General features: G+C 59.6%; 17 protein-coding genes and 2 pseudogenes. 18 read left to right on the forward strand and 1 reads right to left on the reverse strand.

The annotated features are described in order from the left end of the window. Positions 1-17: 17 nt before the first annotated feature. The 11 genes and pseudogenes from GWE18_RS36915 (at position 18) to hemN (ending at position 10,352) form a co-directional block, all read left to right on the forward strand. Positions 18-836 (forward strand): hydrogenase expression/formation protein, encoded by an 819-nt coding sequence (locus tag GWE18_RS36915; protein ID WP_275190551.1) that lies wholly within the window; start codon positions 18-20, stop codon positions 834-836. Further along, positions 833-1,048, forward strand: a complete 216-nt coding sequence (locus GWE18_RS36920; RefSeq protein ID WP_057902165.1) for a rubredoxin — start codon at positions 833-835, stop codon at positions 1,046-1,048. The genes GWE18_RS36915 and GWE18_RS36920 overlap by 4 nt, the downstream gene beginning before the upstream one ends. Positions 1,049-1,103: 55 nt before the next feature. Further along, the gene (hybE, locus tag GWE18_RS36925; RefSeq protein ID WP_342804327.1) at positions 1,104-1,571 is read left to right on the forward strand and encodes a [NiFe]-hydrogenase assembly chaperone HybE; all 468 of its coding nucleotides are present in this window, start codon (positions 1,104-1,106) and stop codon (positions 1,569-1,571) included. Further along, positions 1,568-2,665 carry a nickel-dependent hydrogenase large subunit gene (locus tag GWE18_RS36930; protein ID WP_275190552.1) on the forward strand — a complete coding sequence of 366 codons (1,098 nt, stop codon included), beginning with the start codon at positions 1,568-1,570 and terminating at the stop codon, positions 2,663-2,665. Before hybE ends, GWE18_RS36930 begins: the two co-directional genes overlap by 4 nt. Next, the gene (gene hypA / locus GWE18_RS36935; protein ID WP_275190553.1) at positions 2,658-2,999 is read left to right on the forward strand and encodes a hydrogenase maturation nickel metallochaperone HypA; all 342 of its coding nucleotides are present in this window, start codon (positions 2,658-2,660) and stop codon (positions 2,997-2,999) included. The genes GWE18_RS36930 and hypA overlap by 8 nt, the downstream gene beginning before the upstream one ends. Then, on the forward strand, positions 2,999-3,958 hold the full coding sequence (gene hypB, locus GWE18_RS36940; protein WP_275190561.1) for a hydrogenase nickel incorporation protein HypB: 960 nt from the start codon (positions 2,999-3,001) through the stop codon (positions 3,956-3,958). The genes hypA and hypB overlap by 1 nt, the downstream gene beginning before the upstream one ends. Beyond that, complete coding sequence (hypF, locus tag GWE18_RS36945) at positions 3,955-6,222, forward strand: carbamoyltransferase HypF (protein WP_275190554.1); 2,268 nt, start codon at positions 3,955-3,957, stop codon at positions 6,220-6,222. The genes hypB and hypF overlap by 4 nt, the downstream gene beginning before the upstream one ends. A 1-nt stretch (position 6,223) precedes the next feature. Then, positions 6,224-6,460 (forward strand): HypC/HybG/HupF family hydrogenase formation chaperone, encoded by a 237-nt coding sequence (locus GWE18_RS36950; protein WP_108521695.1) that lies wholly within the window; start codon positions 6,224-6,226, stop codon positions 6,458-6,460. Further along, a complete protein-coding gene (gene hypD / locus GWE18_RS36955) occupies positions 6,457-7,596 on the forward strand; it encodes a hydrogenase formation protein HypD (protein ID WP_275190555.1) in 1,140 nt (379 codons plus the stop codon). Before GWE18_RS36950 ends, hypD begins: the two co-directional genes overlap by 4 nt. Next, positions 7,596-8,636 (forward strand): hydrogenase expression/formation protein HypE, encoded by a 1,041-nt coding sequence (gene hypE, locus GWE18_RS36960; RefSeq protein ID WP_057902171.1) that lies wholly within the window; start codon positions 7,596-7,598, stop codon positions 8,634-8,636. Before hypD ends, hypE begins: the two co-directional genes overlap by 1 nt. A 433-nt stretch (positions 8,637-9,069) precedes the next feature. Next, a pseudogene (gene hemN / locus GWE18_RS36965) lies at positions 9,070-10,352 on the forward strand (oxygen-independent coproporphyrinogen III oxidase). Between the two features lie 279 nt (positions 10,353-10,631). Here the strand turns inward: hemN and GWE18_RS36970 are convergent. Further along, positions 10,632-11,153, reverse strand: a complete 522-nt coding sequence (locus GWE18_RS36970; RefSeq protein ID WP_275190556.1) for a hypothetical protein — start codon at positions 11,151-11,153, stop codon at positions 10,632-10,634. A gap of 638 nt (positions 11,154-11,791) precedes the next feature. Between GWE18_RS36970 and GWE18_RS36975 the strand changes: the two genes are divergently transcribed. From GWE18_RS36975 to GWE18_RS37005, 7 genes and pseudogenes are all read left to right on the forward strand, one after another. Beyond that, positions 11,792-11,869, forward strand: a complete 78-nt coding sequence (locus GWE18_RS36975; protein WP_275190562.1) for a hypothetical protein — start codon at positions 11,792-11,794, stop codon at positions 11,867-11,869. A gap of 372 nt (positions 11,870-12,241) precedes the next feature. After that, a pseudogene (locus GWE18_RS36980) lies at positions 12,242-12,433 on the forward strand (isocitrate lyase/phosphoenolpyruvate mutase family protein); the annotation flags it as partial. Positions 12,434-12,908: 475 nt separating this feature from the next. After that, positions 12,909-14,213 carry a carbohydrate porin gene (locus tag GWE18_RS36985; RefSeq protein ID WP_275190557.1) on the forward strand — a complete coding sequence of 435 codons (1,305 nt, stop codon included), beginning with the start codon at positions 12,909-12,911 and terminating at the stop codon, positions 14,211-14,213. A gap of 436 nt (positions 14,214-14,649) precedes the next feature. Beyond that, positions 14,650-14,889: a hypothetical protein gene (locus GWE18_RS36990; RefSeq protein WP_145963728.1), complete on the forward strand. Its 240-nt coding sequence runs from the start codon at positions 14,650-14,652 to the stop codon at positions 14,887-14,889. A 385-nt stretch (positions 14,890-15,274) separates the two neighbouring features. Further along, positions 15,275-15,589 carry a helix-turn-helix transcriptional regulator gene (locus GWE18_RS36995; RefSeq protein ID WP_275190558.1) on the forward strand — a complete coding sequence of 105 codons (315 nt, stop codon included), beginning with the start codon at positions 15,275-15,277 and terminating at the stop codon, positions 15,587-15,589. Further along, the gene (locus GWE18_RS37000; RefSeq protein ID WP_275190559.1) at positions 15,586-16,830 is read left to right on the forward strand and encodes a type II toxin-antitoxin system HipA family toxin; all 1,245 of its coding nucleotides are present in this window, start codon (positions 15,586-15,588) and stop codon (positions 16,828-16,830) included. The genes GWE18_RS36995 and GWE18_RS37000 overlap by 4 nt, the downstream gene beginning before the upstream one ends. Positions 16,831-18,399: 1,569 nt before the next feature. After that, the gene (locus GWE18_RS37005; protein WP_275190560.1) at positions 18,400-18,972 is read left to right on the forward strand and encodes a GNAT family N-acetyltransferase; all 573 of its coding nucleotides are present in this window, start codon (positions 18,400-18,402) and stop codon (positions 18,970-18,972) included. Positions 18,973-19,145 lie beyond the last annotated feature (173 nt).

The raw sequence follows: 19,145 nt of genomic DNA on the forward strand, positions 1-19,145 counted from the left end.
GAAAATGCGAGCAGCCGATGAGCGTGTTTCCTATCGCCGCGGAAAGTCTCGACTCAGCCCATAGCGGGCTGACGGCTGCGGGTGCGCTCGCGAGGCCCGCTTCGGTCAATGGCATCGAGCTGGCAAGGAACCGTCCGAGTGCCATCGCGCTGTTGTCTTCCGTCGCGGCTGCCGCTGCCGGCCAGAAGAGCGACGTGCCGACGCAGCTGTTCAGGCTCGGGAATCTCAGCGATCTCGAGCGCAAGCTGATTGCGGACGTGCTTGGGGAGGGCGAGCTCGCCGGCGTCGTGGCGCTGCCGGGTGGCCGCGTGGCGCAAATCCAGGAATCGGTACTTGCGGGAATCTGGCGCGTGCGCATCGAGACCGACGCCGCACACGAATATGTCGAGGTCGGTGCGATCCCGGAGATCGTGCGGCGCGCCGCAACCGACCTGACGTCGAGCGATCTCATGATCGGCGCGGCACCGGACGGCGCGATGAACGTGCTGCCGGTGCTCGCGGAAATCCGCGAGCGGGCATTGGCCTGGCGGCCGGACATGCGCTCGCAGATCATCAACTTCACCCTGCTGCCGATGAGCCCGGTCGACCAGGCGTTTCTGCAGCAAAGCGTCGGCAACGGGCCGATCCAGCTCAGCTCGCGCGGCTACGGGACTTGCCGAGTGCTTGCGACGGGCATCCGGAACGTCTGGTCGGTGCAGTTCTTCAATGCCATGGACACCATCATTCTGGATACGCTGGAGGTCGGCGGCGTGCCAACGGCTGCGTTGGCCGCCGAGGAAGATTTCTGGGATTCCGCCGAACGCCTGCAAGAAATCATCAAAGCTTACTTCGAATGACGAGCTTCGAGAATTGTGGCGTCCGGAAGGATATCGCAGACGGCTCGCGCATGGAGTGCGGCATCTGTTGGATCGTCTATGACCCAGCTGAGGGGGATGAGGCGACGCAGATTGCAGCGGGAACGCCTTTTGCCGGGTTGCCCGAAAAGTGGCGTTGTCCAAATTGCGATGCGCCCAAATCGAAGTTCATGGCGATTGAAGATGACGTCTGACCGCGAACAGCATTCCCGCACGAGCATGCACGCCGATGCGTCGGCGTGGGGCGAGATGCTCTCGGCAGCCTATCGGGATATCGCGGATCGCACCATGCGCGACCTGCCGATCTTCAACGAGGCCTTGAGCGTCGAAGCCATCGCCTTTCGCGCGCGCGAGGGCAGGATCGTCGGCATGATGGTCACGCCCTGGTTCATGAACGTGGTCACACCCATGCGTGACGGCATTTCGCAATCGTCTCCGGGCCCGGGATCGAACCTGCGCTTGCGATTTCCGGCCGGCGAGATCGAATTCACCGTCAGCGACCTGGTGCCCGTGGGCTCGATCGCGAGCTACTCACTGTTCTCGCCGATGTTTGAGTTCGAGGATATGGCGTCCGCGCGCGCCACCGCCGAAGCAGCGCTCGCGGCGCTGATGTCGCCGGCCAATCGCGCGGCGTCACATGGGACAGATGCGCCACATATCAGTTCGTTCGACCGCCGGCATTTCTTGCACGGTGTACTGACGGAGCGGCGCGCATGAGCCTCGCCGTCCGCAACCAGATCGATGTTACCGTATCGCTTGCTGGCGACGCAATTGCCGCGGTCGAGATTCCGCCGTGCGCCCGGCCGCCACTGGCGCGGCTATTCGCCGGCAAGCCGGCCGCTTCGTTGCTCAACGTGCTGCCGCGAATCTTCTCGTTGTGTGCCGCCGCGCACCAGGTGGCATTCCTGTCCGCGATCGAGGCGGCGCGCGGCGAAAACATCAGCCTTGCGACGCGGCAGCATCGTATCGCCATGGTCGTTGCCGAGCGGCTAGCGGAATTGCTGCGGGGCCTGTTTGTCGGGCATTTCGCGCTGGATACCACCAGCGCCGCAGCGATCCGCGCCCTGATGGAGGGGGTATCGGCACTTCTCAACAGCTCAGAGCCCGGCTGCGGCCAGGTTCGACGCGAGGCAACAGCGCGGGTTCCGATTGCGCTGGCAGCGCTTGGCATAACGAACGAAGACGGCGCGCCGACACTCGGTAACCCACTCGCGCTTCGCATCGCGGCTCTCGAGGAAGACGCGTTGAACCCAATGCCGACGCAGCACTCGTTTTTGTCCGTTGCCGACGACCGCGGCGTCATTGAACGGCTGCTCGCGGATGATGCAGGATTTTGCCGTTGCCCCGACCTGGAGGGCCGCATTCCCGAGACAGGTGCGTGGGCGCGCCAAATGATGCGTGATCAGCTCACGCTAGGCCGGTCGGGGCCGGCCGAGCGGCTGAAGGCGAGGATCGCAGAAATCGTGCGACTGCACGCTTGGCTCCGCTCCAGTGCTTATGTTGAAACAGCGGAGGATGGGATCGTCGAAAGCTACAGGCTGGGGCCGGGCCGTGGTGCGGCCGCGGTCGAATGCGCAAGGGGACGACTCTATCACGCGGTTGAGCTTGATCGTCAGGGGCAGATGTTGCGCTTGGAATTTCTTGCCCCAACCGAGTGGAATTTCCACGCGCGCGGACCGCTTGTCCGCAGCCTGCTAGGCGCGGTGCTGGCCGCGAAACCGCGGGGACTGGGTGCGGTTCGCTCGATGGTCGCATCGTTCGACCCTTGCGTCGGGTTCACTCTCAATTTTCGCGAAATTGGCGATGCATGAAATGGCGCTTTGTGAGGGCATCGTCGAGATCGTCGAGGAGGAGGCGCGCCGGCGATCGTTTTCCAGGGTGAAGACCGTGTGTCTGGAGATCGGGGCGCTCAGCCATGTCGCTCCCGAAGCGATGAAGTTCTGCTTTGCGGCCGTTGCCGCGCGGACCATCGCCGATGGCGCAGTTATTGAGGTCATCGAATTGCCTGGCGTCGCCTGGTGCATGGCCTGTTCGAGGAGTGTTGAGATTGCGCAGCGCGATGAGCCGTGTCCCTGCTGCGGCAGCTATCAGCTGCAGGTGACCGGGGGCGAAGAGATGCTGGTGAAAGAGCTGGAGGTCGATTGATGTGTACCGTATGTGGCTGTAGCGAAAGAACGCCCTCCATCGAACGCGCCGACGCGCAAAGTGCGCAAACCCAGGGCCATCACCATGATCATGCGCATGATCACTACGGTCACCACCGTGATCATGTGCATAGCGGTCAAAACGTGCATGATTCTCACCACCATCACCACGGCCATTATCACCATCATGGTCATAGCCATCAACATGCTCAGGGCGGAGGGGCGCTTGTGGATTGCGGTGCCGATCCGGCCGGCTTGAAGATCGCAGGTATGAGCAGCGAGCGAACCATTCGGATCGAGCGCGATATCCTTGGCAAGAACAATAGGATCGCCGCCGACAACCGCGCGCGCTTCCTGACCGATGACCTGCTCGTGTTCAATCTTGTTTCCAGTCCGGGCGCCGGCAAAACCTCGCTGCTCGTCCGCGCCGTCTCCGAACTGAAGGATAGCCGCCCGGTTGGTGTCATCGAGGGAGACCAGCAGACCTCGAACGATGCCGATCGCATTCGCGCCACCGGCGTGCCCGCAATTCAGATCAATACGGGCAAGGGCTGCCATCTCGATGCTGCGATGGTCGGTGAGGCTTATCGCCGCTTGCCGCCGCTCAAGGGCGGTATTCTCTTCATCGAGAATGTCGGGAATCTAGTTTGTCCCGCGGCGTTCGATCTCGGCGAGGCCTGCAAGATCGTGGTGTTCTCGACCGCCGATGGTGAAGACAAGCCGCTCAAATATCCGTATATGTTCGCCGCATCGTCGCTGATGCTGATCAACAAGATTGATCTGGCGCCGGTGGTCGACTTCGATTCAGCCAAGACCATCGAATATGCGAGATGCGTCAATCCGAACATTGAGGTGCTGACGGTTTCGGCGCGTACGGGCGAGGGCTTTGCCGCGCTCTACGCCTGGATCTGGAAGCAGGCTGCGAATCAGAGGCGTCCCGTCGGTGACGCATTGCCATGAGCGCGAGCGGCGACGCCATCATCCGCGGCGGAACGCGGCTGCGGGTGCGCGTCAGTGGCGCCGTGCAGGGTGTCGGCTTTCGTCCGTATATTTATGGTCTCGCTACCCGTTATAGGTTGGCCGGGTTCGTCGCCAACGATCCTGATGGCGTGATCATCGAGGTTGAGGGCGACCTTACGTGCGAGTTTGTGGCCGCTTTGCCACTCGAAAGCCCTCCATTGGCGCGGATCGACCACATCTCCGTTCAGGAGATTGATGCGCTTGCGGCGAAAGACTTCTCGATCCGCGCCAGCGAACACGGGAGGGGCTCGACGCGGATCGTCGCCGATGCCGCGACATGCCAGCAATGTCTCGATGAGTTGTTCGACCCGAACAGGCGCCATTACCTCTATCCCTTCATCAACTGCTCTCATTGCGGCCCGCGCTATACCATCGCCGAACGGCTTCCCTACGATCGCCGCAACACGGCGATGGGGGAGTTTGCGATGTGTGCCGCCTGCGCGGGCGAATATGCCGATCCGGCGAGCCGCAGGTTTCATGCGGAAGCGATTGCATGTCCGACATGCGGTCCTCGGCTCAGTCATGGGATCAACGACATTGCCGCGGGGATCGATGGCGGCCAAATCGTCGCAATAAAGGGGGTTGGCGGGTACCAGCTCCTTTGCGACGCTCGCAACCATGACGCCGTGCAGCGTTTGCGCAGGAGGAAGCAGCGCGACCAGAAGCCGTTCGCGGTCATGGTTGGTTCCGTAGAGCAGGTCAGCGAGATTGCGCAGGCTAATGCCGCCGAGCTCCCACTGCTCGAATCCGTCGCCCGTCCGATCGTCCTCCTGCCGTCGCGCAACAATCTAGCGCCGGCGATAGCCCCTGGTCTGTCGCGCGTCGGCGTGATGCTGCCGGCGGCCCCGTTGCATCACCTCATCTTCCATGCGCTTCGTTCGACAGGTGCATGGCATGGGGCTGAAGGTCCGGTCATTGTCAGCACCAGTGCTAATCCCGGCGGCGAACCGCTCCCGATCGACAACGCGGAGGCGCTGCGGCGGCTCGCGGGCATCGCCGACCTTATTGTGACCCATGATCGCGATATTCTGACGCGCGCCGATGATTCGGTAGTGGCGGTGGTGGCGGGGCGGCGCCAATTCATTCGTCGCGCCCGCGGCTATGTTCCCGAACCGATCCGGCTTGCGAGGTCTGTGCCGCCCGTGCTCGCCGTCGGCGGCGGGTTGAAATCGACCATCACGGTCACACGGGGCAGTGAGGCCTTCGTCTCCCAGCACATCGGCGATCTCGATACGGCTGAAGGCTTCCGCTTCTTCGAGGAGACGATCCGGCACCTCACATCGACCCTCGACATCGATCCTGTCGTCATTGCCCATGATCTGCATCCCAACATGGCGGCCACCCGCTTTGCGGAAGCAAGCGGCCGCGCGCTGGTCGCTGTCCAGCATCACCACGCGCACGCTGCGGCCGTCATCGCGGAGCATGGCCTTGCCGGGCCTACGCTCGCCCTTCTCCTCGACGGCCATGGTTATGGCTCCGACGGCGGCAACTGGGGTGGCGAACTCTTGTTGTGCGAAGGCGCCGGGTTTCGACGGATCGGGCATTTCGCGCCGTTGCAAATGCCTGGCGGAGATCGCGCAGCCCGCGAGCCTTGGCGCATGGCGAGCGCAATACTTCACTTGTTGGGACGGGAAAACGAAATCACGCTGCGCTTTGCAGCACAGCCTCAGGCCGAGCGTCTGCCGTCATTGCTCGATCAGCCCGGCGTGGCGACCACGACCAGCGCGGGCCGACTGTTCGACGCAGCGGCGGCGCTGCTGGGGATCGCGACTTTGCAGAGCTATGAGGGCGAAGCCGCGATGAAGCTCGAGGCGCATGTGCGGCGGACTGCGGTGCTTGAAGCGGGCTGGATTATCGATGGCGACGTGCTGTCCTTTCGCCCGCTGTTTGCGCGTTTGATTGCAGACAACGTCGGCGCCACGGAGGGAGCCGGGCTGTTTCATGGCACGTTTGCCGCTGCCTGCGTTGACTGGGTCGCGCGCGCGGCGCGGACAACTGGCGTTACCGCCGTCGTTCTGAGCGGCGGCTGCTTCCTGAACGCGGTACTCGCGGATGAAATCGAGCGCGGCTGCATTGCGGCCGGCCTCACTCCGCTGCTGCCACGGCAGGTTCCGCCCAATGACGGTGGCTTGAGCCTCGGACAAGCCTGGATAGCCGCTCTGCAGATTACAGAACGGCCGTCAGCCCTGGAAGGAACAGCCTAATATGTGTCTCTCGGTACCAGCTGAGGTCGCGAAAATTCTTTCTGATGACATGGCCATCGTGTCCATCGACGGCATCAGCAAGGAGATATCGATCGCGTTCATCGACGATCTCGCGGTGGGGGACTACGTCCTTGTCCATGTCGGCTATGCCCTGGCTAGAATTGACCCGGCGGAAGCCAAGCGCACGCTGCAGCTCCTACAGGAGCTGGGCAGCGTGGGGCAGGACCTCCAGTCATGAAATATGCCGACGAATTTCGCGACAAGACCATCGCGCGGGGGCTAGCGCGTGTGATTGGCGCCGAAGCCGATTCGCAAAGGGAATATCGGTTCATGGAATTCTGCGGCGGGCACACGCATGCGATTTCCCGCTATGGCCTGGAGGATATGCTGCCTGCGAATGTTCGCATGATCCACGGGCCGGGTTGTCCCGTCTGTGTTCTCCCCGCCAGCCGGATCGACATGGCGATCAGGCTCGCCGAGCAGCCGGAGGTCACTCTCTGTGTCTATGGCGACCTAATGCGCGTGCCCGGCTCGCAGGGAAAATCCCTGCTGAGCGCCAAGGCGTTCGGCGCCGACATTCGGATGGTCTACTCGACGCTCGATGCGATCCGGATCGCCGAACAGGCGCCGAATCGAGAGGTGGTCTTTTTTGCCATTGGATTTGAGACCACGACGCCGCCGACAGCGGTGATGATACGGCTTGCCGAGAAGAAATGGCTGAAGAGTTTCAGCGTGTTCTGCAACCACATGCTGACTCCCTCGGCTATGCACAGCATTCTCGAGAGTCCCGATATCCGCAATATCGGGCGGGTCGAAATTGATGGCTTCCTCGGGCCTGCGCATGTCAGCACCATCATCGGCACGGAACCTTACGAGGTCCTCGCAGAACAATTCGGCAAGCCGATCGTGATCGCGGGATTTGAACCGCTCGACATGATGCAGGCGATCCTGATGCTGGTGCGGCAGGTGAACGAAGGCCGACATGAGGTGGAGAACCAATACAGCCGTGCGGTGACTCGGAAAGGCAATCGGCGCGCCCAGGAAGAGGTGTCGGATATCTTCGAATTGCGTGACCAGTTCGAATGGCGCGGGCTCGGGCTCGTACCCCATAGCGGACTAAAGCTAAAGCAGGCTTACGCTCAATTCGACGCCGAGATGCGTTTCACGATGCACGAAGTGCGCGTCGCCGATAATCCGGCGTGCGAGTGCGGGGCCATCCTGCGCGGCGTGAAGAGGCCGGTTGACTGCAAGCTGTTCGGAACCGTCTGCACGCCGGAAATCCCGATAGGATCCTGCATGGTCTCATCGGAAGGCGCCTGTGCCGCGCAATGGACGTATGGACGGTTTCGCGATTATCGGTTGAGGCGGGCGTGATGAGAGCCTATCAACGCAAGCTCGACATCAAGAACGGACGGGTCGACCTGTCCCATGGCGCCGGGGGACGCGCTATGGCGCAGCTGATCTCCGGCCTGTTTCACGAAGCCTTCGGCAATGAATGGCTCGCCCGCGGCAACGATCAGGCGGCCTTCGATGTTGGCGCCGGCAGGATGGTGATGACGACCGATGGCTATGTGATTTCGCCGCTGTTCTTTCCCGGCGGCAATATCGGATCGCTCGCGGTGCACGGCACGATCAATGATGTCGCGATGGGCGGCGCGCGTCCGCTCTATCTGTCGGCAAGTTTCATCATCGAGGAGGGCTTCCGCTTTTCGGATTTGAAGACGATTGCGGATTCGATGGGCGAGGCCGCGCGCGCCGCCGGCGTTTACATCATCACGGGCGACACCAAGGTCGTCGAGCGCGGGAAGGCGGACGGCCTGTTCATCTCGACGACGGGGGTCGGAGTTTTAGCCGATGGGCTCGATCTCTCCGCCGAGAAGGCAAGGGTCGGCGACCGCGTGCTGGTCTCCGGCAGTCTCGGCGACCATGGTACGGCGATCATGTCGAGGCGCCAGAATCTCGCTTTCGAGACCGAGATCGTCTCGGATTCCGCAGCGCTGCATGATCTCGTAGCCCTAATGGTTGCGGCCGGTGGCAGCAGCATCCGGGTGATGCGCGACCCCACGCGCGGCGGTCTTGCGGCGATGCTCAACGAGATTGCGCATCAGTCGGGCCTCGGGTTCCATCTGCAGGAAGAGGCCATTCCGGTGAAGCCGGCGGTTGCCGCCGCCTGCGAACTCCTTGGGCTTGATCCGCTACATGTCGCCAACGAGGGCAAGCTCGTTGCCATCGTGGCGCCTGACATGGCCGATGCCGTGCTTGCAGCCATGAAGGCGCATCCGCTCGGGTGCGATGCGGCTGATATCGGCGAGGCCGTAGCCGACAATCATCAGTTTGTGCAGATGTCAACCAGCTTTGGTGGCGGGCGAATTGTCGATTGGCTGTCGGGCGAACAATTGCCCCGGATCTGTTGAGCGCAATCGCACTTCTGCCATTTCGTTGTTGCTTTGAGGAGATCGCCCTGCGATCCTCATGAAGCACTCGTTCGCCTCGAGCGCATCAATCAGACCGAACATGCGGGATGGGACTCGAAGCGGAACGGCGCGCACGTCGATCCTCGACATCAAGCCCTGCTCTCAACATCAGTTGTGTGATAAATTCCTTCTTCTCACAAACATTAAATGAGTGTCAGGGAGTGGCTATCGCTCCCGCTACCATGCTAACCGGTCTCCTTAGCATGGACATCGACGGAACGCAGATTTCGCGGCTAAAGCGGACCGATTGATATGGCGCAAAGACACAGGGGAGCGCAGCGGTTAGGGTGATGCTGATATAAGCGTGGGATAGTAACCGTTGCAGGCCTCAATCCTGAAAAAGTATTGCGATGCCCGCCTGCCTTAGTACACCATCTATCCAACTGTACCGGAGTTCTCCCCGGCTGTCGGTGCACAGGATTGTGAGAAATGGCTGAGGCGCCTGCCGGCTGACGACTCCGTGTCGCTCTATCTCCACATTCCGTTCTGCCGGTCGATCTGTTGGTATTGCGGCTTCCCTACGGCCATCACTCGCCGGGTTGCGCCGATCCTCAATTATTTGTCGGTGCTGCGCGAGGAGATCCGGTTGGTCGCGGAGCAAGCGCCGCAAGCGCTGCCCGTGAGCGACGTGCACTTCGGCGGCGGAACGCCGACCGTCATCGAGCCAGCGGAGTTCCTGGCCCTGATGGAACTCCTGCGCCGCCGCTTCGCGTTCAGGAAAACGGCTGCGATCGCCGTCGAGATCGACCCGCGCACGTTCACGGTCGAGATGGCCGAAGCCTTAGGAGCAGCCGGCGTGAACCGCGCGAGCCTCGGCGTGCAGAGCTTCGATCCCATTGTTCAAAAAGCGATCAACCGGGTCCAGAGTAAGGCGCAGACGGCCGCTGCCGTCGAAAATCTGCGCCAGCACGGAATAAGCCGCATCAACTTCGACCTCATTTTCGGTCTCCCAAATCAGACGGTGCAGTCCTGCGTCGAGAGCGCGACGACGGCGGTGGCCATGCGCCCGGACCGGCTTGCGGTTTTCGGCTACGCGCACGTTCCTTCGTATATGAAACGTCAGCGCCTGATCGATGAGGCAGCGCTGCCGGGGACAACGCTGCCCGCGCCGAACAGGCCGCGGCCGTGGCCGATACGCTTGTCGCCGCCGGCTATCACCAAATCGGGCTCGACCATTTCGCCTTGCCGGACGATGAGCTCGCGCTGGCGCAGAAAGCCGGTCGCCTGCGGCGTAACTCCTTGGGTTACTCGGCCGACACCTGCAAAACCCTGATCGGCTTCGGCAGGTCGGCCATCGGCCGTCTCGGCGACGGTTACGTCCAGAACGATGTTGCAACAGGCTCCTACAGCCGGCACATCAGAGCTGGCCGTCTGGCGACGTCAAATGGCTACCGTCTCACCGATGAAGACCGCGTCCGAGCCGCGATCATCGAGCGGCTGATGTGCGATCTGGAGGCCGACGTGCCGGCAATCTGTGCCGCCCACGGAGTTTATGCGATCCCTTTTCTCGAATCAGCTGAACGCTTGTCGATGCTCGCCGAGGACGGGGTAGTCGACATCGAAAAGGGTTTCATCCGCGTGAGGCAGGAGCACCGCTTTGTGATTCGCGCTGTTGCTGCCGCATTCGACGCTTATCTCAACCGTTCACCCTATTAGCACAACAAGCAGCGTGAGCGGATCCAAAAGCATCACCGCTCGTCGCTAACAGGACGGCGCCTCGACCATGTAGTGAAATGCTTCTGTGGAATCTGATCCAGACTGCCGTCGGCTGCGGCAACGATGGCGACGCCGCTCGGCGAGCGTCACGTTGGAGACCCCGGCACTGCCGTAAGCTTTGGGCACCGTAATCGCCCGGCAGGCCCAGCTTTGCAAGAAACGATCAACCGCGTAGAGCAGGTGGCGGGCTGGACTAGCCTGTAGCACTCTGGGATGTCATCAAGGCTCGTCAGGCTTCGGTCCTGAGACCAGTGGCGCGCCCCCGACGGAAACCGGCCCTTGTGGTTTCGACGAGCGCACGAGTGTCTTGGCCGGCTCCGACACGGCATGGCCAGGCGTCAGACGAGGAACATGAGGAGGAGAAGCCGTGGGTGCGGGATTCTGCAATGAGTCGATTCGTAAAGTCAGCGCTGCGATTTGATCTGAGATTCGTGTTAAATCGGCCAGCTGGGCACTGATGCTGCGGTTGAGTTCGGCGAGCTCGTCGCTAGCCTTCTGTTGTCCCGACTGAATCTCCGACAGGGCCGCCCGGTCCTCCGGTGACAAGCTTGGCATTGTGGCGACTTCACGGGCGGCCGCCACCGTCTCGACAAATTGTCCGACGTTGGTCCAAAAATAGGCTCCTGCAGCGCACAGGCCAACGAGGACAACCACGAGTAGTAAAAGCCACGAAACGCGTCTCGACGACGTGTGCAATACCGGCGGCAAGTCCGAACCGGCCGTTTGATCCATCATCTCCATCGTCCCTCGCTCGATGTCCGGGTCTGTGTTGGCTTTTCTCGTTGACGCGCTATCACACGATGGTCAAGAGCTGCAGCGAGCCGCGACCATCGACAAATCGTTATCCGCAACGTTGCCCTCATCGCTTGGTCATCCAGTCCTATGATCGGTTCGATGTGACACTTTTTGCGCATGGCCGGCTCCTACATCATAGCGCCACCGCAAAGCAATAGTTCTCGTCTTCATCGGCCATGGCGCAGCATTTCCTCGCATTCAGAAAAAGCCTGCGAACAATCTTCCATTTGCCGGCACCGAATGCGAGCCAGTCGTTATTTCCTGAATTATCTTTCAGGCTCGTATCGAGCTAGTCATCGCCACTTGCCGTGGCCCGCAAGTCCATCCCTTGACGAGACGCGCCACTTAGAGCTCTACGAGCTGCCCGTGGCTCCACTCTTCACGCGCCGGAATAGTCGGCTCATGCCCAATTACTCTTCAAGCTATCCTGGCCTGCGCAGTCGAATACGGAGCACAACGCCAACTATGTCGAGCCCAATTGCACAGAAAAATCTTGGGGAAAACAAACCGTTCGGCGAGTCCGGCGGTCGGCATAAATCTGCAAGATCAATGACGTCGGTCCTCTCGCCTACGTCACCGACATCCTGAGGATGATGGTCAATGGTCACCCGAACGATGAACCCGGCCAACTTCTTCCCTGGGCCGATCCGGGCAACCCCTAAAAGCCGTCGCTTGAGAACGACGCTAATGATGCAGATCAACAAATCGCGGTTTAACTGCGTTTCCGCCGAGAGATGGGCGCGTAAAGAGCTGAGCGGCTGCAGCGCTCACGAGTGACCGACGCCCGATTTCCACTGGACCGATGCCAGCGTCGCCAGAGTTCGTCTAGTCGCCGAGGGGCCTCACCCCGAGCAGCGAAACAGCCACGATCCGTGCATCGACAGGCAACGCCTTGCGACCCAGTCAACTACCAACGTTAGCAGTTGGAGGAGATGACGGACACATGGCAATCGGCGGTTAATAAAGGTCGCGCGGGTCACACGTCAAGGAACTGGGATGCAATATAGAACTGGCCGCTCCAACGGCCCTGATGGATGTGCCAACGCATCTGCGGCTATCAAATCGGCTCCAACCGCAATCTCTCCTTTCTTATGCGAGCCCATGATGGACCTTCTGGCGCGATCGCCGAGCGCACAGGTTTCAACGGTCTCTCGGCTTCGGGCCTGTCAGTTGCCTCGTCTGTCGGCTACCGCGATGCCAGTGAAGCATCATGGAGCCAACGCGTCGTCGCTGGCGCGCGAGCCCTGCTTTCTGATGACTGCTATCTTCTCGAAGGAGACGTCTTCTTCGATCAGAATGCTGCACGGCCGAAATCCTCATGCTTGTGGTGGAAGAGGCGGGTCGTTCGCAGTGTATTGGTGGCGGCGCCGTCCGCCCGTCGCCACTATCTCGCCGAGCGAAGGCACCGAATAGAGCCGGCCGCTGTCGACACCGAGGCAGCGCAACAGAACTGCGTTGGAACAGTCGATTGGCTTGGCCGCGGTATGGCGTGCTCGACACGTGCGTCGCCGAAAGCCAATCGCGTGGCGGCCGGTGACGAGGTCGGGAAGGCTCAGCGGGTATCGCTGAGATAGACGGGCCGATTGCTGCCAAGCATCAGCCCCGGAGCCTTCAGACATTAGAAGGTTGGGGGTCAGCTCCGGGCCAATCAGGCCGGAGCGTAATCCATTCAAGACTAGCAATGCGGACGCGGAGTTCACTATGCATGGTTACTTTGTCGTGGCGACGGCTGCGGCACACGTTGTCAGCTTTCGATCAACTACGAAGCACAGAGGGCTGGCTATCGCACTCTCCCTGGCAGCGAGCCTCGTCGGCAGTTCGGCGCTGGCACAGACTGCCAATGGGCCTAAGCCAAAACGCGACATTCCAGATGAGGTTGCTAAAAGAAGAATTGAGATGGAGTCCGATTCGGTCACAAAATTCCGAAGCCGCCAGCTCAAACGAGCAACGCTTCTCGTCGGTAATTCGGCGCTAGCACAAACTGCCAGTTTGCCTTCCGCAAAGCGAGACAGTGCGGATGAAATTGCTAAAAACAGAACTCAAAAGGAGATCGACCCATTCGCAAAGTTCGAGAACCTCCGCGAAAAAGGTATGTGGCTCAATATCCCTGGTCCTGCCGATACGATAGATCACGATAAAGGCGGCGTTAGATCCGCGCTGGCAGAGGTCGGGATCGGCTACGTTGGCGGGACAGTAATCAGCCTCGTAGACAATCAACTGCCAAATGCAGCCAGTGCCACCACCGCCAATCAGCTATATATGGGCCAGAATCCGACATTTAGTACCGTAAATTTCATGATTGTGACCTACGATCTCAGCCGCTTTGGAATTCCCGATGGTCAGATCGTCGTGGGAGCCGAGCAGCAGTACTGGACATGGAAACCCGGAGGGCCAGATAGAGTGGGTCTCAATACATTGGCCTATTACCAGACGTTTTTCGACAGGAAACTCGAACTCAAAATGGGTTACCTCAGAAATGTAAATGAGTTCGCAGGCACATTGGTCGGAGGGAACGCAGGAGCAAGCGTTTTGGCCCCCTCGTCGAATATTTTGTATCAAGCTGGCATGAGCAACAATGCCGCGCCTACGCCAGCTCTCAACGTGAAGTACAATTTTGATGATCACCTATATGACAAGGTCTCAATCCAGCGCTCAATCAGTCCAGACGGTCAGTATGCGCAGATCACCGAAAATCCCACCGGCTTAAGCTGGAGCACGGCCAACGCGGGCATTCTTTTGCTTGATGAAATTGGCTACAAGAACAAAGCTGCTCCGGGCTTACCCGAGACCTGGTTGCGGGCGGGCGCCGGTTTCAATAACAGCACCTACAAGAACTTGCAGTATCCGCAGCAATCGAGAGCCGACGCGAACAGCGTCTACTACGTCGCAGCGGACAGGCAACTCTGGCAGTCTGATGTCCAGGGCTCGGCATATCGTGGTATCTATGGTGGTTTCTCTGTAATGTACTTGCCGTCGATCAGCCGATCCACAGCCGCTTCGCGCTGATCCTGATCGATAACGCCACGGAATTGCTCATTCACCGATCGTGCAATACGCTGCCCACGGCGCCGAAAAGATAAGACTCCGCTTAGTCCCAAGATGCGTCGCGAGGCGACGGGTGATTACTTCGAGCCGAAGCTGGCCGTAATGAGGCATGTGGATGCAATCACGGAGGATGAAAGACGCTTCATTGCGATAGCGCATGCCTATCGTAATGAACTGTATCACGTCGGATTGCGCCACGTTGGGGAATGTCGCTCAAGACCGAACTGATGCAGCGGATCGGACGCATCGAAAAGCACTTCAATTACATCAGTCGTGATCTTGATGGGAGACACCGCCGGCTGCGACGCTGGAAAATCTCCAATTTGCATACGATCATAATTCCGCGCTTCGGAAGAAGAGTGGCGAGAACATTTGGATTCCATGGGACGCGCCGTTCATGCAGGGCCATAAAACGCGTCTCATGGCGACGTGGAAGCGACGGTACTCGACTGTGCCCATTGTTAAGTGGCGGCAGAAGGCGAATCTCATCGGAAAGGAGACGAATTGGCTGCGCGCAGCCGCGGCGCATGATGATCTCAACCGGCAGATGGATTATTTGGATGACGCTATCACCGAAGCGCTTTCTGAATTTGATGGCTGGGTGCAACAGCAGATCGACCGGGCGCGGGGCAAGTGAGCTGTGCGATGAGCCGAAGTGGTAGTGGCACCTCAGGTCCTTCCCGCGGAGGCCCGGGTCAAGCGACGACAGCGCCACCTCAGGGCACCGGAATTCCATGACCGCACGACGGTGTTCCCTGAGGGGCGCTAGTCCTGCAGGGCCGGATCATCAGCGGCAGCAGCATGCGGCGAGTATGGCAGATCGGGCCATTGACCGAGGCCGGCTCGTTTCACCCGCCTTCCGAGCGCCAGCACCTGTGCGACTGACCGTCCCAAGCCAAACTGTTCGATAGATACGTTTACGGATCATTTCCTATCCGAAAGATTCGTTTACGTTTCATCTTGACCGATCGAAATGATCTGTCTACGTATCACCCGCTGGCAAAATGATCCGGGAACATATCATGACCTCCGCCCCAGACCCCTTGCTCAAGGATCTTGGCATGCACTTTAGAAAGGCGCGCATGGCCGCTGGCTTGTCCCAGGAGCAAATCGCCATTCGGGCGAACATCAGCAGACCCCGCTATCGGGACATTGAAACCGGTGCCGCTGCCGCCCGTGCAACGACGCTCGTCAACGTCGCCCGCGCCCTTGGCATGGAAATGATGTTGATCCCGCAGGCGATGGTGCCCGCTATTCAGTCGATGCTGCAGCCCGCCGCCGACGATGATGATCGCCCCGCATTCACGTCAGACGTTGAAGAGGAGGAAGGCGCATGAGTCCGACCGTTCTCGCGGCAGAGCGCATCCAGTCGCTCGATATCTCGTTGAACGATCTTCCAGTCGGCACGCTCGTGCGGACGCCGGGCGACTACAATGCGTTCAACCTTTTGCCCGCTTACCGGAACTTAAACAACCCGCCAATCTTCAGCCTGTCGCTTCGCTCAGCGGACGGCAGCCTTCGCCGGGATCCCAAACCCATACGCGGCGCGCTGCCACCGTTCTTTGCCAACCTGCTGCCCGAAGAGAAGCTGCGCGAGGCGATGGAAAAGCACCACGCGGCGTCAGTAAGACCAGGAAACGACTTCGATCTCTTGGCTGCGCTGGGGATCAACCTGCCAGGAGCGGTATGCGCTTTGCCGAGTGATGGTATCCCCATTCCAACTGGTCCAGAAGCGGAGGGCAATAAAAAGGCGCGATTTTCGCTTGCCGGTGTGCAGATGAAGCTTTCCGTCATGAAGAACACAGGAAAGGAAGGTGGGATCACACTCGCCGTAGACGGCGAGCAAGGGCAATATATCGCGAAATTTCCCTCGCTCACTCACATCGGGCTTTCGGAAAACGAATTCGCAGTTCTCGCCTTGGCGGAAGCGCTGGGGATGGAAGTGCCGGCACGCGAACTCGTCGACAAGAAGGAGTTCGCCGGCATTCCGGAAGAGTTCAACACCATGTCCACGGGCAAGGTGCTGCTTGTCCGCCGCTTCGACCGCGGCGCGGACGGAGCGCGCGTCCATATGGAAGACTTCGCACAGGTCTTTGGCCGCTATCCGTCGGAGAAATACATTGGCGCAGCCTATCATAATATCGCAGCAGCGCTGAACAGCGGCGTCTCCTTTGATTCAGCCATCGAATTTGTTCGGCGCCTTGCACTCACCGCGGTCACCGGGAACGGTGATATGCATCTCAAGAATTGGTCGCTGCTGTATCCCGGAGACGGACGGACACCAACGCTGTCGCCTGTCTACGACGTGCTTTCAACAGTTCCTTACATCCCAAAGGACGGTATGGCGCTGAGCCTTGCCGGCGAAAAGTCGTTCAAGGCGCTTACTCCAGAGCGCTGGCGCAACTTCGCAAATCGAAGTCGTCTTCCGGAAGGGGCAGTGGTGACAGCCGTAGCCGAGACGGCGGCGACCGTGCGCGACAAGTGGTCGGTTCTTCCAGAACGCGATGTTGTGCCTGCCCAGGTCCTCAGCCGGATCGATGCCCATATCGAAGAAATGGCAAACGTTCTCGATCCGTAGATCCCAACGACCAAGCAGGATCAGGGACGTGAACCTATAAATCCGGAATGGTCCGCAGACTTCCGCTTTGATACGGATTGTGTTGAAAAACTCGAAAATCGCGGGGCTCCGAAAATCTCGCAAGTGTCGCGCATTGGCAATTTCAGCCGCTGCAAGGCTTTGCAGAATCAATACGAGCGCCAGCGATCGTTTTTGGGTAATTGATGTGGTCCCTCATCTCACAGCGAGATAGACGCACCAGCGGTCCTGAGAATTTTCAGTCATCAGCGAACAAGGACTTTTTCAACACAATCATACGTATTCCGGGCTCCAGCCCGGACATCGCGTGAGGTCTGGAAAAGGGCCAGGCTGACCGCCCGACGACCACAGTATCGAGCATGAGATGATGAACAGATGCGGGCTCCCCCAAATGCGCGTTTGCAAGCATTTCCGCAAACCTGCTGTATCAGTCCGTCCCGATCAATTGGCATCGCTCGGGCTACGGCTAATTGATCCTGCGCAATAGGGGCGGAAATCGCTGAATTTCTGCACCATTTGGCCGCCAGAGGACGGCCGAAGACCTTGCTCCCGCGCGAACCGAGATATTTTTTGTTCGATGCCGTCTATTCATAATATTTCGGAACGCGATGTCTCTATTATTCGCGAGGCGACTGAGCACAACAGGACGCGCGTGTTGTGGATGTCGGCGGGGGCGTTAGAAGAATATTTCAACAAACGGACGAAGTCGCAAACGCAAGTGATTCAAGTGGACGATAGATGATGCCGCGAAGCGCGGACTGGCGACGATTTGAGAGGGCTTTCAGCGACCATGCGATAGGTGGCCGCAAATCGCTTCGACAGAATGGAGACAATTGTCGTTGGAGGAACAGGAGAGCCGCTCGCTTGCAATCGCGCACGCAGGGAGCAGAATTGTACGAATTCGTTAGGTAACGAGTTCGTGCACGCTGTTCGTCACCGCACGGCAACAAACAATGCGTCTGCTGCGAAATTAAGAAAAATTGAGTATCTCCTCTCAACGAAAAATGGTTCATCTTAGACTCGCGCATTCGAAAATTCTTTGAGAGGATTGATTATCAAGCAATGATGCCGGTCAGGGAGCTCATGATGCGCAACAACATCTTCGACATCGCGTTACGCGCAGAGCTTGTTAATGACTTGTGTGCGTCCTTTTGTTGACGCTGCCCAGATGCCGCTGGTCGGCCAGCCGCTCGAGCTGTTCACGAAGGGGGAGAATAGATCGACATGCGCGGGGCTGCTCGCAAACGGTCAGCCGCGCTCCTGCGACGTCCCAGCACGAACACGAGGGCCCCGATGTGGGGGGCGGCACGCAGGTCCAAAGAAGAGAGCGCTCCAGACGACCATGACGATGTGGTCGACAGGTTATCTTTCGATTTTCTGTGATATTTTTGGCCAGGAGCGACACGAACATCTTATCACCTCATTGTGAACTAAGGCGTCATATTAATTTCAACCAGAGGGTGTATCAGCCTCAGGCTGGGTGCTGCAGCAGCCTCCGGCGCCGCTACTGAACTAGCTGGCATGTTGCTTGAGCTTGGACGAGGATGTGACATGGTGACCACGCGCGAAGTGTCTGTCGATGACGTCACAACGGTAACCCACATGGTTGCTGCCCTACTTGCCGAACTTGAGGGCGGCCAAGTGCAGGCCGGACTAGATACCCAGCTTGCTGTCGACCTCCTCATAAAAGAGCGCGTCTATGGGTTTCTGGCTTTCGCGGAGGCTCGTCCTGTGGGCATCATCATGTTGTCGGAAAGCGCGGCCCTTTTTGCGCGCGGAACCTACGGCATCATTACCGAACTCTACGTGGTGCCGGACCAGCGATCGTCTGGGATCGCGATGCGCCTCATTGAGGCTGCCGTGAGCCTGGGGACGGTAAAAGGCTGGGGTCAGCTTGAACTGGGGGCGCCGAGGCAGCCGACGTGGAGCCGCAACCGCAGCTTGGCCTTCTATTTGAAGGCCGGTTTTGCAGAGATCGGCCCACGCCTCAAGTTGCCGTTGCACGGCCTTGGCCAGAGCATTTTCGCCGAACGCTGGCCAGTCTCCCAGGGCGTCCGGACGGGAAGGCTTGCGAGCGGGCCGTTTCTCGAACGTCGCGATAGCTCTAATCTTACTGCGTCATAAATTTCGATAGCTGCTTTGACTTGAGATTGCCCTGATGCAACAAGGGCATCGAGATAGTGTAGACACGAGAGCAGCGTTCAGTCTTCTCCGAACGGTCGCAATCGAATTTGGAACGTGTCGTTCAGGCCGCAATGGCGGATCCCCTCGGCCGATAAGTTTCGGGAATTGCAGCT

The organism is Bradyrhizobium sp. CSA112 (assembly GCF_029051645.1).
Lineage (GTDB): Bacteria > Pseudomonadota > Alphaproteobacteria > Rhizobiales > Xanthobacteraceae > Bradyrhizobium.

Bases quoted from the DNA above. Each gene is read 5' to 3' on its own strand.
- GWE18_RS36915 (WP_275190551.1), top strand. From the start codon at position 18: ATGAGCGTGTTTCCTATCGCCGCGGAAAGTCTCGACTCAGCCCATAGC.
- GWE18_RS36920 (WP_057902165.1), top strand. From the start codon at position 833: ATGACGAGCTTCGAGAATTGTGGCGTCCGGAAGGATATCGCAGACGGC.
- hybE (WP_342804327.1), top strand. From the start codon at position 1,104: ATGCTCTCGGCAGCCTATCGGGATATCGCGGATCGCACCATGCGCGAC.
- GWE18_RS36930 (WP_275190552.1), top strand. From the start codon at position 1,568: ATGAGCCTCGCCGTCCGCAACCAGATCGATGTTACCGTATCGCTTGCT.
- hypA (WP_275190553.1), top strand. From the start codon at position 2,658: ATGCATGAAATGGCGCTTTGTGAGGGCATCGTCGAGATCGTCGAGGAG.
- hypB (WP_275190561.1), top strand. From the start codon at position 2,999: ATGTGTACCGTATGTGGCTGTAGCGAAAGAACGCCCTCCATCGAACGC.
- hypF (WP_275190554.1), top strand. From the start codon at position 3,955: ATGAGCGCGAGCGGCGACGCCATCATCCGCGGCGGAACGCGGCTGCGG.
- GWE18_RS36950 (WP_108521695.1), top strand. From the start codon at position 6,224: ATGTGTCTCTCGGTACCAGCTGAGGTCGCGAAAATTCTTTCTGATGAC.
- hypD (WP_275190555.1), top strand. From the start codon at position 6,457: ATGAAATATGCCGACGAATTTCGCGACAAGACCATCGCGCGGGGGCTA.
- hypE (WP_057902171.1), top strand. From the start codon at position 7,596: ATGAGAGCCTATCAACGCAAGCTCGACATCAAGAACGGACGGGTCGAC.
- GWE18_RS36970 (WP_275190556.1), bottom strand. From the start codon at position 11,153: ATGGAGATGATGGATCAAACGGCCGGTTCGGACTTGCCGCCGGTATTG.
- GWE18_RS36985 (WP_275190557.1), top strand. From the start codon at position 12,909: ATGCATGGTTACTTTGTCGTGGCGACGGCTGCGGCACACGTTGTCAGC.
- GWE18_RS36990 (WP_145963728.1), top strand. From the start codon at position 14,650: ATGCAGGGCCATAAAACGCGTCTCATGGCGACGTGGAAGCGACGGTAC.
- GWE18_RS36995 (WP_275190558.1), top strand. From the start codon at position 15,275: ATGACCTCCGCCCCAGACCCCTTGCTCAAGGATCTTGGCATGCACTTT.
- GWE18_RS37000 (WP_275190559.1), top strand. From the start codon at position 15,586: ATGAGTCCGACCGTTCTCGCGGCAGAGCGCATCCAGTCGCTCGATATC.
- GWE18_RS37005 (WP_275190560.1), top strand. From the start codon at position 18,400: ATGGTGACCACGCGCGAAGTGTCTGTCGATGACGTCACAACGGTAACC.